This window comes from bacterium, assembly GCA_030648955.1.
Lineage (GTDB): Bacteria > Patescibacteriota > Minisyncoccia > Phycocordibacterales > JAUSHB01 > JAUSHB01.
Window position 1 is genome coordinate 132,505 of record JAUSHB010000013.1, and the last position, 14,950, is coordinate 147,454.

The 14,950-nt window shown below is 41.9% G+C and carries 16 protein-coding genes; 13 read left to right on the forward strand and 3 right to left on the reverse strand.

Annotated elements, in window-relative coordinates; translation table 11 throughout:
• Nucleotides 1-3 precede the first annotated feature (3 nt).
• The 9 genes from Q7S11_03755 (at nt 4) to Q7S11_03795 (ending at nt 8,738) form a co-directional block, all read left to right on the forward strand.
• Complete coding sequence (locus Q7S11_03755) at nt 4-1,221, forward strand: type II secretion system F family protein (protein ID MDO8572851.1); 1,218 nt, start codon at nt 4-6, stop codon at nt 1,219-1,221.
• Nucleotides 1,222-1,278: 57 nt separating this feature from the next.
• Nucleotides 1,279-2,403 carry a LamG-like jellyroll fold domain-containing protein gene (locus Q7S11_03760; protein MDO8572852.1) on the forward strand — a complete coding sequence of 375 codons (1,125 nt, stop codon included), beginning with the start codon at nt 1,279-1,281 and terminating at the stop codon, nt 2,401-2,403.
• Between the two features lie 131 nt (nt 2,404-2,534).
• A complete protein-coding gene (locus Q7S11_03765; protein MDO8572853.1) occupies nt 2,535-3,113 on the forward strand; it encodes a hypothetical protein in 579 nt (192 codons plus the stop codon).
• A 2-nt stretch (nt 3,114-3,115) separates the two neighbouring features.
• Nucleotides 3,116-3,724: a prepilin-type N-terminal cleavage/methylation domain-containing protein gene (locus Q7S11_03770; GenBank protein ID MDO8572854.1), complete on the forward strand. Its 609-nt coding sequence runs from the start codon at nt 3,116-3,118 to the stop codon at nt 3,722-3,724.
• 38 nt (nt 3,725-3,762) lie between these two features.
• The gene (locus Q7S11_03775) at nt 3,763-5,589 is read left to right on the forward strand and encodes a hypothetical protein (protein ID MDO8572855.1); all 1,827 of its coding nucleotides are present in this window, start codon (nt 3,763-3,765) and stop codon (nt 5,587-5,589) included.
• A gap of 97 nt (nt 5,590-5,686) precedes the next feature.
• Nucleotides 5,687-6,466, forward strand: coding sequence for a triose-phosphate isomerase (tpiA, locus tag Q7S11_03780; GenBank protein MDO8572856.1), 780 nt, complete (start codon nt 5,687-5,689; stop codon nt 6,464-6,466).
• A gap of 5 nt (nt 6,467-6,471) precedes the next feature.
• On the forward strand, nt 6,472-7,614 hold the full coding sequence (locus Q7S11_03785) for a phosphoglycerate kinase (protein MDO8572857.1): 1,143 nt from the start codon (nt 6,472-6,474) through the stop codon (nt 7,612-7,614).
• A 121-nt stretch (nt 7,615-7,735) separates the two neighbouring features.
• Nucleotides 7,736-8,287, forward strand: a complete 552-nt coding sequence (locus tag Q7S11_03790; protein ID MDO8572858.1) for a hypothetical protein — start codon at nt 7,736-7,738, stop codon at nt 8,285-8,287.
• A gap of 244 nt (nt 8,288-8,531) precedes the next feature.
• Nucleotides 8,532-8,738 carry a hypothetical protein gene (locus Q7S11_03795; protein MDO8572859.1) on the forward strand — a complete coding sequence of 69 codons (207 nt, stop codon included), beginning with the start codon at nt 8,532-8,534 and terminating at the stop codon, nt 8,736-8,738.
• Nucleotides 8,739-8,845: 107 nt separating this feature from the next.
• Here Q7S11_03795 and Q7S11_03800 read toward each other — a convergent pair whose 3' ends face one another.
• Complete coding sequence (locus Q7S11_03800; protein ID MDO8572860.1) at nt 8,846-9,253, reverse strand: HIT family protein; 408 nt, start codon at nt 9,251-9,253, stop codon at nt 8,846-8,848.
• A 111-nt stretch (nt 9,254-9,364) separates the two neighbouring features.
• On the opposite strand from Q7S11_03800, the gene recJ reads away from it, so the two are divergent.
• The 4 genes from recJ to Q7S11_03820 all read left to right on the forward strand — a co-directional run bounded on the left by recJ (nt 9,365) and on the right by Q7S11_03820 (nt 13,754).
• The gene (gene recJ / locus Q7S11_03805; GenBank protein MDO8572861.1) at nt 9,365-11,059 is read left to right on the forward strand and encodes a single-stranded-DNA-specific exonuclease RecJ; all 1,695 of its coding nucleotides are present in this window, start codon (nt 9,365-9,367) and stop codon (nt 11,057-11,059) included.
• A gap of 56 nt (nt 11,060-11,115) precedes the next feature.
• On the forward strand, nt 11,116-11,454 hold the full coding sequence (locus Q7S11_03810) for a hypothetical protein (GenBank protein MDO8572862.1): 339 nt from the start codon (nt 11,116-11,118) through the stop codon (nt 11,452-11,454).
• Between the two features lie 70 nt (nt 11,455-11,524).
• On the forward strand, nt 11,525-12,241 hold the full coding sequence (gene rnhA, locus Q7S11_03815) for a ribonuclease HI (GenBank protein ID MDO8572863.1): 717 nt from the start codon (nt 11,525-11,527) through the stop codon (nt 12,239-12,241).
• Nucleotides 12,242-12,263: 22 nt separating this feature from the next.
• Nucleotides 12,264-13,754, forward strand: coding sequence for a ComEC/Rec2 family competence protein (locus Q7S11_03820; protein ID MDO8572864.1), 1,491 nt, complete (start codon nt 12,264-12,266; stop codon nt 13,752-13,754).
• Here the strand turns inward: Q7S11_03820 and Q7S11_03825 are convergent.
• Nucleotides 13,751-14,185, reverse strand: coding sequence for an HIT family protein (locus tag Q7S11_03825; GenBank protein MDO8572865.1), 435 nt, complete (start codon nt 14,183-14,185; stop codon nt 13,751-13,753). The genes Q7S11_03820 and Q7S11_03825 overlap by 4 nt on opposite strands.
• A gap of 40 nt (nt 14,186-14,225) precedes the next feature.
• A complete protein-coding gene (locus tag Q7S11_03830) occupies nt 14,226-14,825 on the reverse strand; it encodes a DedA family protein (protein ID MDO8572866.1) in 600 nt (199 codons plus the stop codon).
• Between the last annotated feature and the right edge of the window lie 125 nt (nt 14,826-14,950).

Sequence of the window (14,950 nt, forward strand, 5' to 3'; positions counted from 1 at the left end):
ACAATGACTCGATTCAATTACAAAATACAAAATAATACTGGAAAAATTGAAACGGGAGCAATCGATGCGACGGATAAGTTTTCTCTCGCGGCACAATTTAGGAATGAGGGGAAAGTTGTTGTTTCTATCGACGAATTCCATCAAAAAGATTATTTAAAGATGGAGTTTTTAAACGAGATGCTTTCTCGCATAAAACTTCAGGACAAAATAATTTTTGCAAGAAATCTTTCTGCAATGATCAATGCAGGACTTTCGCTCTCGCGAGCGCTGGGAGTGTTAGAGCGACAAACAACGAATCTCAAATTCAAAAAAGTTCTTCAGTCGCTCACCGAAAACATCAGTAAGGGGAAATCTTTGAGCGACGGAATGAAAGAATATCCAAAAGTTTTTCCACAACTCTTTGTTTCTATGGTGGGGGCTGGAGAAGAATCAGGCAATTTGGCCGACTCACTTTTAATCGTTGGCAATCAACTGGAGAAAACATACCTCCTTAAGAAAAAAATAAAGGGAGCAATGATTTATCCGGCCATTGTTATTTCAGCAATGGTTGTTATTGCAATTCTCATGTTCATCTTTGTGGTTCCCACGTTGAGCGATACGTTTACCAGCATGAACGTTAAGCTTCCTACTAGTACGAGTATTATTATCGGCATCAGCGAGTTTTTGAGAGATCACGGTATCCTCGCCTTGATTATCGTAGTTGTTGCGGTCGTGGTTATTTCTATGGCCATACGCACCCCACTCGGCAAGCGTTATGCAGAACTTATCTTGCTCCATCTTCCGATTATTTCAAAGATCGTGAAAGAATCAAATGCGGCGCGTACAACACGCACACTCTCATCTCTCCTTTCCGCAGGAGTTGATGTCGTCGAAGCTCTCTCTATCACCAAGAGTGTGGTTCAAAATTCATACTACAAGGATGTATTAACTATCGCAGGGGAGAACGTCCAAAAAGGCATACCCCTTTCGTCGATTTTTATGGAAAACAGTAAAATTTACCCCGTGCTGGTTGGCGAAATGATCGAGGTTGGCGAAGAAACAGGTAAACTTTCCGATATGCTTTTGCGTGTCGCTGAATTTTATGAAAGCGAAGTTGATACTGCAACGCGTGACCTCTCAACAATCATCGAACCGATTCTTATGGTTGTCATTGGTGGGGGTGTCGGATTTTTTGCTATTTCAATGATCACGCCGATGTACACGATCATGACCGGAATTTAGGCAGTGGGGTATATAGCTTGGAACACGGAGCGTGAAAATTCATTATTCAATAAAAATATGAAAAAAGAAAAAAAATTATCTCGCGGGTTCACGGTATTTGAAATTTTGATCGTGCTGACTATTATTGCCACACTCTCCTCAATCATTGTTACTTCTTTTTCTCAATTCAGAAACACAAAAATTCTTGATACTGGGGTCGAAAATACAGTTTCTGTTCTTGCTAAAGCGCGAGGAAACACTTTGTCTTCAAAAAATTCCTTCCAGTATGGCGTACACCTAGAGGCGACTCAAGTAGTTCTTTTTCGGGGAGGGACCTATACTGTGGGTGATTCTAATAACGAGGTATCGCTACTCGACAGCTCTCTTGAAATTTCAACAATAGCTCTTACGGGGGGTGGATCCAACGTTATCTTTGACCGTCTGACCGGAAAAACAAGTCAAGGCGGAACGATTATTATTCGCGTGAAATCAGATGTATCAAAAACAAAGACGATCACCATTAATGGAACAGGGTTGGTAAGTATGACTGATACCACCACCTCTGCATCATATGCATTCAGCGAAGGTGCTGGACTCACCACAGCAGACTCATCAGGCAATGGAAATACGGGAACTCTCACGAATGATCCACTTTGGGTTGCAGGAAAGAATGGCAACGGTCTCTTTTTTGATGGTATGAACAGCTATGTTGTTATTCCCAACACTTCCTCGGTCGATATTGGTGGCACAGATCTTACCATTTCTATGTGGGCAAAGATTATTAGCACTTCAAGCCTCGCTGATTACATCCTTGTTGCCAAACCATGGAACGCATCCACAATGTCCCCTCCATATTTTCAATACGATGTTGAATATGATAACAATGAAAATAAAACTGTCGACTTCTACTTTGGTGATACTACGAGCACAAACCGTGGTCCCTATAGTGTGACACCACCAGTAGACACCTGGACCCACATCGCCTTCACCTATGACGGAACATCAGTGAAAGGATACCTTGATGGCGTACAGGAGTTTTCCACTCCTACAACCGGGAGCATTCAAGCCCGCGGTCAATCTTTGCGCTTGGGCACCGACGGACAATTTTACCAAAACTACAATGGATCTCTTGATGATGTACGCATTTACAGTCGCGCGCTTACACAGGCGGAAATACAAACGGATATGAATACTCCGTTGTGATGCACGCACAGATAATCGCAACTATCCCCGTCAACCTTTCAGTCGCAGTAGTTTCCTTATTATAGAAACGTACAACACGCAGGTAGCTGTTGATGACTAATTCAATTCACGTGTGGTATAATTTAATTCAAATGGACTTTCTTTCAAAAAAGAAAAAATACTTCAAGTACAGATTTGTCCCGTACGAAAGCGACGTTTTCAATATTAAAAATTCTGCGCGACATTCCAAGTATAGTACGAGATATTTTCGTACGGGATTCGGTCTCATTGAAATTGTGATTGGTGCGACAATCCTTTCCACATCTCTTTTGGGGATCTCGTCTTATTATCAGCAAGCACTTCAAGTCAGTCAACAAACGGGAAATTCTGTGCAGGTCGCCTTTCTTATGGAAGAAGGAATGGAAATTGCAAAAATTTTTCGCGACACCAGCTGGACCAATATTTCTGGTCTTACCATGGGTGCAACATATTATTTAACATGGAACGGAACTACATGGGCTACTACGACTACCAACACATTCGTCGATGGAATGTTTGAACGTACGCTGGTAGTCGACGATGTATATCGAGATGGGAATGATGATATTGTTACTTCGGGTGGGACAATCGATGACGGTGTAAAAAAGGCGACAGTATATGTATCGTGGAACGAACGGGGGGCAACAACCACAAAAAGTATTTCCACATATATTACCGATTTTTTTAATTGAACATGAACGAGCTTTTCAATATAAAACGGCTTATTCCAGGAGAGAGCAAATTATTTGGACTCAAAGATTTTGGATTGAGTTTCGCCAAAACAAAAAATCTAAAATCCAAAAGTTCCCCTAGGGGATTCACCCTCATTGAGATGGTTGTGTATGCTGCCGTGTTGGGCGTACTTTCAGTGCTCGCTATGAATTCTACACTCATCATGACGCAAGTTTACTCAAGCTTGCGAGCATCACGCGACCTCAATCAATCTGCAACCACAGTACTCGAACGAATGACAAGAGAAATTCGTACCGCCAACGCAATTGATGTAAGTAGTGTCATTAATGCAAATCCAAGCGATCTTGTACTCAATACAAAAGATTCGGGAGGGGCAAATACAACCATTGAATTTTATGTACTCAATGGTCTCATAAACATAAAAGAGGGTGGGGTGGCACAAGGGACTCTCATGACATCTTCCACTCAAGTAGATAATTTTGTCGTCCGGACAATAACCTCCACGAACTTTAAGGCGGTAAAAATAGAGCTAACAATGACTGCTACGCGTGGGACAAAATCAAAAACAAGGAATTTTTACAATACTATCGTTTTGCGCGATAGTTATTAACCGTGATTTAAACTGCCCAAATTAATAATAACTATTGCATGAAAATTCATACCACAAAACATACAAGCATCAATTCATCACACAAGCGCGGTGCCGCGCTTACTATTGCTGTTCTATTTTTTGTTCTTATTTCGATCGCAATCGTTATGGGATCGATAAATCCCGTCATAAATGATTTTAAGTCTGGGAGTGAACTCATAAATTCAAAGCTTTCGTATTTTACCGCCGAAGCGGGGAATGAAGACGCAATCTATCGCACCAAGAAAGGCAAGCAAATGTCGAGTCCCGAGGTCACAGTTTTGAATGGCGGAACAGTTTCTGCTACAGTTGTGGACATTAGTTCAACTGATAAGGAAGTGACGTCAAATAGTACCGTATATTCTCTTGCGCGTAACGTAAAAACAGTCCTGAATACGGGGGTGGGATCTGACTTTGTGTATGGCGCGCAAGTGGGCGAGGGAGGTTTGGTTATGAGTAATGGCACACAGGTTAAGGGAACGGGTGGCGCGGTAGGAAATGTGTATAGCAATGGTCCGATTTCCGGTTCAGGAAGTGCAAATATCACAGGGAGTGCAACTGTTGCAACAAGTGTACTACTCGACAGCAATCAATCTAATGTTTGTAACCAAGATAACATTTTAGGACAAACGAACCCTCAAATTGATTTTGCGCAAAGTTTTGTTCCTACACAATCAAAACCGATTTACAAAGTAAGTCTCTATATTAAAAAGGTGGGTTCCTCAAATCCTCCCACTGCGTATGTAAAAATTGTTGCAGATAACGCGGGGTCCCCGGCAACAAGCGCTCTCGCAAGCGCAACTCTTCCGGTTGCACTAGTTACTACTACATATGGGTGGGTAGACATAACCTTTTCAAGTCCCTATGCTGTTACTGCGGGACAGAAATACTGGCTTCTTATTGATGCGGGTCAAAATTCAACCAGATATTGGGTGTGGTGTGGTGATTCAAATAATGGTTCGGGGAATGGTTTGGGAAAATACAAGCAAACATGGAGTACGAGCGGAACCTGGACACAAATCACGGGTGATCTCAATATTAAAACATATCTTGGCGCAGGACCGGGTACTATAAATAGCGTTGCTGTTGCTGGTAATGCATATGCAAATACTGTCACGAATAGTACTATAACTGGGTCACTGTACTGTCAAACTGGTTCGGGAAACAATAAGTCGTGTAACACGGGATTAGCAGATCCTGCTCCACTCAACATGCCCCTCTCACAAGGAAATATTGACCAATGGAAGACAGATGCCGCTGATGGCGGAACAATTACGGGGAATTGCGGTGATTCAGGAGATCCTTCGTGCACCATAGCGAGCGGAAGCACACTTTCATTAGGACCAAAAAAGATTGTGGGGAATCTCACTCTTACCAATACTCGCATGCTTAATATAACAGGAGTACTCTATGTGACGGGGACGGTAAACATTTCAAATAACGGGGTTATTAAATGTGATGTGTCATTTGGTACTGATAGTTGTGTCTTGATCACCGATGGATCCATTGATGTAAGTAATAATGGCGTCGTGAATGGTTCTGGACAAACAGGGAGCTACGTCCTTATGGTTTCGACCATATCGGGATGTAATGGAAGTGGAGGAAGTGGATGCGCTCCTAGTTCGTCTGGTATTAACCTCGGGAATAATCTTGATGGCGGAATTTTTTATACGACAAATTCCATGATTAACATTTCAAATAACGCGGGAATAAAAGCGGTGGTTGGGTATAAACTTAATCTATCAAATAATGTTGAAATTGAATACGAACAAGGTGTTGCAAATACGAATTTCTCATCGGGGCCGGGCGGAGGATGGAATGTAAAAAGTTGGAGTGAAGTGCAGTGATATTGTTGCTTGTGCGTATCATAAAAAACACACCCAGTAAGGTGTGTTTTTTACAATACGACAAGACAGTATATGAAGAAAATGCTAAAATATCGATATGAAGAAGAAAAAAATCATTGTTGGAAATTGGAAAATGGCGCCACAGACCATCGAGGAGGCAAAAAAGACTTTTGCGGGAATTAAAAAAATCGCGAGTACGTTGCGTAATGTCGATACGATTGTGTGCCCCCCATTTGTATTTGTGCATGAGCTTGGCAAACGAATTTCGGGGAAGCGATGTTTAATTGGTGCACAAGATGTGTTTTGGAAAGAAGAGGGTGCTTATACGGGAGAAATTTCCCCCTTGATGCTTCGTTCACTGGGTGCACGATATGTAATCGTGGGACACTCGGAACGGCGTGCGCTCGGCGAGACAGATGAAATGGTTTCAAAAAAAGTTGATGCATCTCTGCGCGTGGGACTCATGGTAATTATTTGTGTTGGGGAGCTATCACGAGATCAACACGGCGAATATACAAAGCGAATCGAAGAACAGTTAAAACAATCCTTGTCACGAGTGCAAAAAAAATCACTCCAAAGTATTATTATTGCCTATGAACCCGTATGGGCAATCGGCGCAAACGCAATCCGTTCAGCATCTCCCGAAGACGTGCTCGAAATTTCCATTCTTATCCGCAAAGTTCTTACCAATATGTTCGACCGAGAATCATCACACATTGTTCCGATACTTTACGGCGGATCTGTCGATGCAAAAAATTGCGGCAGTTTTATGCGTGAAGGAGGCGCAGATGGACTATTGGTTGGCCGCGCGAGTCTTGATGGAAAACAATTTGGAGAAATACTTAAAGTTGCGGAACAATCCGCAAAAAAGAAATAACTACCATGCAAAAATTACCCTCTCTCGAAAACGCAAAAAATCTCAAAGGAAAACGCGTCCTTCTGAGGCTTGATTTCAATGTGCCCCTTAAGGGAGGAAGAGTGGTTGATGGGTATCGGATCAAATGTGCGCTTCCTACCATCAAGTTTTTGAAATCTCAAGGCGCAAAGACGATCATCATAAGCCACATCGGGAGTGATGGAGAAAAAAGTTTACGACCCGTAGCGCGTTATTTGAATAAAAAAATGAATGTGGGGTTTTACCCAAAGCTCGAAAGTCGCGATCTTCCGAATATTATTTCAGCAATGAAACATGGTGGTGTGATGATGCTTGAAAATTTGCGAAAAGATCCGGGGGAATTAAAGAATGATATGAATTTCGCAAAACGACTCGCCGTGCTGGGCGACGTCTATGTCAACGACGCATTTTCAGTATCGCACCGCGACCATGCATCGGTGGTCTTACTTCCCAAGCTTCTTCCTTCATATGCAGGATTTTTATTTGAGGATGAGGTGAGTCATCTTTCGCGCGCGCTTCGTCCGTCGCATCCGTTCCTTTTTATTTTAGGCGGCGCAAAATTTGGTACGAAAATTCCGCTCATTAAAAAATTTTTACGTGTTGCTGACAGAGTGTTTGTGGGCGGTGCGCTTGCTAATAATTTTTTCAAAGAGGCGGGATATGAGATTGGAACATCACTTTCCGACAACGGTAATTTTAAACTAAAACCGCTTTTTAAAAATAAAAAACTCATAGTACCGTCTGACGTTATAGTAAAGACGAAAACGGAGACACTCGTGAAAGATATAGGAAGTATCCGCGAGAGAGATTCTATTAAAGATGTGGGACCTAAAACAATTCGTGAAATTAAAAATGTTGTATCTCGGGCGAAATTCATTCTCTGGAATGGGCCTCTCGGCAATTACGAAGAAGGGTTTGATAAAGGCACCATCGATCTTTTAAAAATTATTGCAAAGAGCAAGGCAGAATCGATTGTGGGCGGAGGAGATTCCCTCGCGCTGATTTCAAAACTTGGGTTTGAAAAGAAATTTACGTTTGTTTCCACCGGCGGCGGTGCCATGCTTGATTTTCTCGCGAACGGAACACTTCCCGGCATCAAGGCGCTTCTCAACTCAAAAAAGAAATTATAGAACATAAAAGATGCCGTCACATACCTTCTTTCTTTATATTATGTTATTATACATTTCAAGTCATGACTTGAAATGTATAATAATTCTATGGTCTGTGGGTAATCAATAAAGTAAAGAAGATATGAAAACATATAATAAGGGAGAACTTGCAAAAGAAATATTGAAAGGGCTTGCCCTTGGCGGATTTATCGTCGCATGTTTTGCTCTGCCGGGGCTTGCGCAGGTTGCGGTGTTGTTCAAGCCTAAAAAGTCATACGACAAACACAGAATTTACCAAGCGGTTAAGGGGCTTCAAAAAAAGAAAATGGTAAGCATCTACGAAAAAGATGGTAAAGATGTCGTAGAAATCACTCAAGCGGGGAAGAGGAAAGTTCTCGAATACAATCTTGATGAGATGAAACTCAAGGTTCCCAAGAAGTGGGATGGATGGTGGCGCATGGTTATGTTTGACATTCCGCAAACAAAAAAAAGAGCTCGAGACGCTATCAGTTTCAAGATAAAAGAACTTGGCCTTTATCCAATCCAGAAATCAGTGTTTGTTTCGCCCTATCCATGCAAAGACGAGATCGACTTTATCGGGGAATTTTTCAACGTGCGGAATCACATCATTTATATCAGAGCGAAAGAGATCGAAGGCGCGCCAAAGTTAAAAAAACACTTCAATATTTCTTAAGGAAAATATTGTTTTCAATAAAGCGTATCCCGATTGCATCACAATTATTATGTATTCCAAGTCATGACTTGGAATACATAATAATTGTGATAATAATAGTCGGGAGTGGTAGACAGAGAGGATGTGATTGTTGGGAATGGGGGTGTTGATTTGGGGCTTGCGGGTTTTTGCGGGGGGGGGGGGTAGAATTAAGTCGGGTTAGTTATTAAGGTACTAAGTTTAAAAGTTAAGAGGAGATAAAACTATGAGTATAGAAGGTAATATAGAAAAAGATATTGATCCTGCGCAAGGGGTAATGAACAGACACCTTGGATACATGGAGATTGGGCAAGTCCGTGAGATAAGCGCAGAGGACTTAGCAGACTTATTACTAAAGTTAAAAGTAGAGACCAAGGCTGGTTTTGACCAAAATCTCTCTGGAACTACTGAGGGTGATATGGGGAAATTTTAATATTCCTATACAGGGTTTAGTACTTCTCCGGAACGTAAACATCACACCGTGTTTGTTCGAAGAGTCGAATAAACAGTTTTGACATTAATTTGATTTTAAAAGCGAATCTAAAGGTTCGCTTTTATTTTTTGAGCAACATTATCAATCTCGCCATCCTGGTAGGGTTTTCCATGCCAATGCTCATGTCCGTCATTTTTGAATCGCGGCATGATGTGAATATGCGCGTGAAATACTAATTGTCCGGCGGCGGAGTCGTTATTCATTCCGATATTTATTCCGTCTGCCCCGACAGATTTTTTTATGGCAATCGCCAGCTTTTTTATTGTTGGTGTAAGGTTTGCAAGGACATCGTCCGGCATTTCATAGAGATTTGCAAAATGTTTTTTGGGGACAAGGAGTGTGTGTCCGGCGTTTATCGGCTTAATATCTAAAAATGCATACGAATGTTGATCCTCGTATACTTTTGCGGAAGGGATATCGCCGTTTATGATTTTACAAAAGAGGCAATCGTTCATGTGATTAGTATAACGCGTAACAGAGCAAAATTCCAAGGACTGTCCTTAAGTCGGGCTCCCCAAGGACAGTCCTTGGAATTTTAGTACCCCGCATGTGCTAGAATTCAATCCATGACAAAGAAAACAGCAGTGATCGATGATAAATTCTCTACGTACCACCCTCTTACGCAAACACTTCTTAAAAATCGTGGGATTACTACAAGCGGAGAAGCGGAAAAATTTCTCCATCCAGACTATGAGCACGACATTCATGATCCATTTCTGATTCTCAATATGGAAAAAGCGGTGGAGCGTATATTACGCGCGATCGATGCGAAAGAAAAAATCGTTGTGTATGGAGACTATGACTGCGACGGTATTCCTGGAAGCGTCATCCTTCATGATTTTTTTAAAAAAATAGGATACAAACATTTTGAGAATTACATTCCGCACCGACACGACGAAGGATATGGACTCAACACTGACGCTGTCGATGAGTTTGCAAAAAACGGCACCGGGCTTCTTATTACCGTCGATTGTGGCATCACTGATGTAAAAGAAGTAGCTCACGCAAACAGCTTCGGCATTGATGTTATTATTACCGACCACCATCTCCCGCAAGAAATTATTCCGTCTGCATATGCAATTTTAAATTCCAAACAAAAAGGCGATACATATCCCGACAATATGCTCTGCGGTGCGGGCCTTGCGTGGAAGCTCGTGCAAGCATTACTCAAAAAAAGAGCGAAAGAATGGAATGTAGGAGAAGGGTGGGAAAAATGGCTTTTGGATATGGCGGGACTTTCAACGATTGCCGATATGGTGCCGCTCCGCAATGAAAACAGGGTGCTTGCACATTATGGACTCAAGGTTCTGCGAAAAAGTCCGCGTCCCGGACTTATGAAACTACTTCGAAAACTGCGTGTGGACCAACGATATCTCACTGAAGAAGATGTTGGGTTTACGATTGCTCCGCGGATCAACGCCGCATCAAGGATGGGAATACCACTCGATGCATTTCGGCTTCTTTCAACCACTGACGAGACTGAAGCGGATCTCTTGTCGGATCATTTGAACGAGATGAATGAAACACGAAAGGGTGTGGTTGCGGTAATGATCAAAGAGGCGAAGAAAAAAATTGCATTGCGCGAAATGCGAGAAGTGATTGTTGTGGGAAATCCTGCATGGAAACCGGGAGTATTGGGACTTGCGGCAAACCGTCTTATGGAAGATTACGAGCGACCGGTATTTGTATGGGGAAGAGAGGGCGGTACTCATATAAAAGGATCATGTCGCTCCGACGGAAGTATTAATGTGGTGGAACTTATGGTGAGCGTGCGGCAAGGAATTTTTCTTGATGTGGGAGGGCATGAGCTTGCCGGCGGTTTCTCGATATCACACGAGCAGATCCATTTTCTTGAAGAAGAAATTCTTTTGGCTCACGGAAAGATTGAAAAAAAAGAAGCAAAAAAATTAATGGCAATCGACAGCACGCTTTCTCTTGACCAAGTAACATGGGAGACACAAAGACTTGTTGAACAACTCGCGCCATTTGGTATCGGGAATCCCAAGCCGTTGTTTCTTTTTGAGAATATTGAGATCGGGGGAGTAAAAATATTCGGGAAAGAAAAAAATCATCTCGAATTGCAATTTGAAAATAATGTCGGCAAAAAAATTCCCGCCATCGGATTCTTCATTTCACAGGAAAATTTTAAAACTGCAGTCGAAGAAGGCAAGTTTATAAATCTTTTTGCTACGCTCGAAAAATCAATGTTTCGAGGAAGGCCGGAACTTCGTTTACGGATTGTTGATATTCAAAAAGTTTGACTTTTGTATTTTTATGACTATGCTGTGTTAAGATAAAATTTTGTGAGGACGACGTGATGAGTCGCACATTTGATCTTGAAGAATTCAGAAACTGCACTGAGGGGAGTACTTTTTTGGTAACTGTTGGACCAGTATGGAAATCGAACCTATTGGCGCGCGACATACAAAAACCCCAAAAAATCATTCTCCGTGTTGAAAAAATATTTCACACGGCGTACTCTCTTACGTTCAAAGTTTTTTTTGTTCGACAAGGGAAGAAGTATGGCGAACGATATCTCAATCTTGATATTATGAAAAATCTTTGGACGTATACCAAAGACGAAAAAATGGGGTATCTTGTGCGTGGTGATCCGCGTGTGGTGATTGATATAAAAATAACACACCACAAAAATTAATTAAAAAACCGCTTACAAAGAAGCGGTTTTTTTTATTTTCCTCGTTTCCATATATGTGTATAATATAAAAATGAACATCATTACTATTTTTACTGACGGCAGTTCATTGGGGAATCCCGGTCCTGGTGGGTGGGGGGCGATTATTGCGGAAGGAGAAAATGTTCTTGAACTTGGCGGTAACGAGAAACACACTACCAACAATAGGATGGAGCTTACCGGAGCTATCAGTGCGATCGAAGCTGTTAAAAATAAAAAAGAAAATATCACCCTTCATACCGATTCGCGCTATGTCATTCATGGCATTACCCAATGGGTTACAGAATGGAAGAAACGCGATTGGATGACCAAGGCAAAAAAGCCGGTTGAGAATCGTGATTTATGGGAAAAACTTTCTCATCTTGTTGATACACGTGCAAAACTTGGGAATATCTCATGGGAACACGTTGGGGGACATGTGGGAATTGCCGGCAATGAGCGTGCCGACAAAATTGCAACCTCGTACGCAAAAGGAGAAAAACTAGAACTCTATCACGGACCATTTGCGAACTATGAACATGATATTAAAAATACGACTGCAAGTGGAAAAAAGACAAGAACCCGCAGTGCATCCCGAGCGCGTTCGCGCGTGAAAGCATATTCATATTTAAGTCTTGTGAACGGCGTACTCAAAAAGCACATAACATGGGAAGAATGCGAAAAACGTGTCAAAGGTGTGCGCGGAGTAAAATTCAAAAAAGCGATCAGCAAAGAAGACGAGAAAAAAATTCGCGCGGAGTGGGGCGTATAAATAATAAGTATACTAATTTTTTATGCGCGCGCAGTGGTTTCTCATTTTGGTCGCAGGTTTCACAATCGGAGTGGCGTTTCGATCATTCATTAATCTTGGGGGTGCGTTCACACTGTTTCTCATTTTTACAGCAGTCTCGCTATTTCTTTTCTTTGTCACGAGAAGAGAAAAAAGGGTTATTCTCGTGTCACTCATCATGTTTTCTATTGGATTGGGAATGTTTCGGTACGACCTATCAGACTTATACCATGGGGACCCTTTTCTTAATGATCACATTGAAAACGAAATTTCTGTTCGCGGGTTTGTGAGCGAGGAGCCTGACCTACGAAGTGATCATGTTAATCTTACGGTTGATATTGTCGAAATTGATACTACGGGAGAAAAACATCCGGTAAAAACTCGTGCACTTGTCATCACCGACCGGTATCCGTCCTGGAACTATGGAGATGAAATCTCTGCGTCCGGGAAACTTCTATTGCCGAAAAATTTTGAACAATCAGATACAGAGAGATTGTTTGATTACGTTTCATATCTTGCGAAAGACGGAATCTTCTATCAATTTATTCGTCCAGATATCTCGCGTGTTGGGGAAGGGAAGGGGAATGTTATCAAGCGAGAACTTCTTTTACTTAAGCACGCATTTCTTGATCGGGTTTCACGCGTTATTCCCGAACCGGAGAGCTCTCTTTTGGGTGGGTTATTGGTTGGCGCGAAACAATCTCTCGGGAAAGATCTCTTGGATGATTTTCGCATCGCGGGAGTGATTCACATTGTCGTTTTGTCTGGGTATAACCTTACGATTGTTGCGGAAGCGATCATGAGATTTTTCTCTTTTGCTCCGCGCATGGCGGGCCTCATGCTTGGCGGTGGTTCGATCATCCTTTTTTCAATCATGACGGGCGCAGGCGCGACAGTTGTACGCGCGTCCATCATGGCACTTCTCGCACTTCTTGCGCGGGCAACAGGGAGGGTGTATGAGATCACCCTTACGCTTCTTTTTGCCGGGTTTGTGATGCTTCTCTATAATCCAAAAATTCTTATCTTCGATCCCTCATTCCAACTTTCATTTCTTGCAACACTCGGGCTTATCCACGGTGCGCCCCTTCTCGAGAAGCATCTCAAATTTATTACGAAAACTTTTGGGCTTCGCGATATTGTTTCCGCGACGCTTGCAACCCAGATCTTTGTCCTCCCACTCCTTCTTTACATGATGGGAAAATTTTCCATCGTATCATTGCCGGTAAACCTTCTTATTCTCCCGTTTATTCCGCTCACCATGCTTTTTGGATTTCTCGCCGGAGCGGCGGGTTTTGTAAGTATTTTTTTCTCGTTTCCTTTTGCGTTTATCGCGCACTTGTTTCTTTGGTACGAACTCAAGGTTGTTGAAGTTGCCGCGGCGGTTCCCTTTGCGTCTATCGGGGTGTTTGTATTTCCCGCATGGCTTATGATTATGGTATACACAGTATTTGCGATCGTTCCTTATCTTTTTTATATGAAATTAAAATCCGCCTAATGGTTTTCAATAGCAGATTTTATTCTTGAAATCGTTGAGGCGATTTCTTCTTCGGTGAGTATCGTTCGCTCCATTCCAGCATGATCAACATCGCCTATGTGCACATTGGGGATAAGATGATAATGTAAATGCGAAACAGATTTTCCCGTGAGGTCTCCCTCGCGTACAATGAGCGAAATATTACTATAACCGAGTTTCTGAAGAATCCTTAGACCTGTTTTTTGTAAGTCATAAACATCTTTTATTTCCTCGTCGGTAACCTCAAGAATATTTTCTGTATGGCGTTTGGGAATAACCAAAAGATGGTCTTTGTGGTACGGAGCCAATGCGTATGTTAAAAAAGCATTTTTGTTTTGCAGTATTTCTTGATTATCAACGAGGATACAGAAATGACACTCTTTAGTATTTTTTAAAAATTCGCTGTATTTCATGTTGAGAAAATATATTAAAATTTACGCATGTAATATTTTTTTATACACCTTTGTTTTCAATCTCCGAAATGACTTCTTTACTATTCATAAACTTATAAAATACTGTTGCGACGATGAGTGCGATGAACGCAAGCACTACTGCGTATGCGCCAAACACATGTGCGCTTTTGCCAAAATAATATCCGATAGCCAAAAACGCAAATGGCCAGATCGATGATGAAACTAAAATTATGATGGCGTAAAGTGGGCGGTTCATGTGTGCAATGCCAGCGGGAATCGGGATAAATACTTTGAGTGCGGGAATGAGTTTGCCCACAAAAAGAAACCAAGCACCTTTTTTATTGAACGCGATCTGCAATTTTTTTAGTTCACGTTCCGGAAAAATTTTCCAGCGGGTGAGATAGACGAGTCCTTTACTGCGTGCAAGTTCATAGAGAATGATGTTGCCGATTGTATTTCCGAGTGCCCCCGCGATAACCACAGCGAAAAGATTCAAATGTCCGGTGAAGACAAAATATCCGGCAATGATGTAGAGGATCTGACTTGATGGAAAACTTACCACTCCATTTGAGATCATCAGAAAAAAAATTCCCGCGTATCCGGAGAATAAAATTATTGACTCGATAGTTTCTTGGGACATACGTTCATTCTAACACAGCTCACGGTGTACTTAAGGGACTTGTCCCGTTAGAGATTATCCAGTTTGTTCTTTGGCGAGTAAGTTATACTATATATAAATGTTCAAGAGGATTGGGAAAGGTTATT

Coding starts and splice junctions, on each gene's coding strand:
- Q7S11_03755 (MDO8572851.1), top strand. CDS start 4: ATGACTCGATTCAATTACAAAATACAAAATAATACTGGAAAAATTGAA.
- Q7S11_03760 (MDO8572852.1), top strand. CDS start 1,279: ATGAAAAAAGAAAAAAAATTATCTCGCGGGTTCACGGTATTTGAAATT.
- Q7S11_03765 (MDO8572853.1), top strand. CDS start 2,535: ATGGACTTTCTTTCAAAAAAGAAAAAATACTTCAAGTACAGATTTGTC.
- Q7S11_03770 (MDO8572854.1), top strand. CDS start 3,116: ATGAACGAGCTTTTCAATATAAAACGGCTTATTCCAGGAGAGAGCAAA.
- Q7S11_03775 (MDO8572855.1), top strand. CDS start 3,763: ATGAAAATTCATACCACAAAACATACAAGCATCAATTCATCACACAAG.
- tpiA (MDO8572856.1), top strand. CDS start 5,687: ATGAAGAAGAAAAAAATCATTGTTGGAAATTGGAAAATGGCGCCACAG.
- Q7S11_03785 (MDO8572857.1), top strand. CDS start 6,472: ATGCAAAAATTACCCTCTCTCGAAAACGCAAAAAATCTCAAAGGAAAA.
- Q7S11_03790 (MDO8572858.1), top strand. CDS start 7,736: ATGAAAACATATAATAAGGGAGAACTTGCAAAAGAAATATTGAAAGGG.
- Q7S11_03795 (MDO8572859.1), top strand. CDS start 8,532: ATGAGTATAGAAGGTAATATAGAAAAAGATATTGATCCTGCGCAAGGG.
- Q7S11_03800 (MDO8572860.1), bottom strand. CDS start 9,253: ATGAACGATTGCCTCTTTTGTAAAATCATAAACGGCGATATCCCTTCC.
- recJ (MDO8572861.1), top strand. CDS start 9,365: ATGACAAAGAAAACAGCAGTGATCGATGATAAATTCTCTACGTACCAC.
- Q7S11_03810 (MDO8572862.1), top strand. CDS start 11,116: ATGAGTCGCACATTTGATCTTGAAGAATTCAGAAACTGCACTGAGGGG.
- rnhA (MDO8572863.1), top strand. CDS start 11,525: ATGAACATCATTACTATTTTTACTGACGGCAGTTCATTGGGGAATCCC.
- Q7S11_03820 (MDO8572864.1), top strand. CDS start 12,264: ATGCGCGCGCAGTGGTTTCTCATTTTGGTCGCAGGTTTCACAATCGGA.
- Q7S11_03825 (MDO8572865.1), bottom strand. CDS start 14,185: ATGAAATACAGCGAATTTTTAAAAAATACTAAAGAGTGTCATTTCTGT.
- Q7S11_03830 (MDO8572866.1), bottom strand. CDS start 14,825: ATGTCCCAAGAAACTATCGAGTCAATAATTTTATTCTCCGGATACGCG.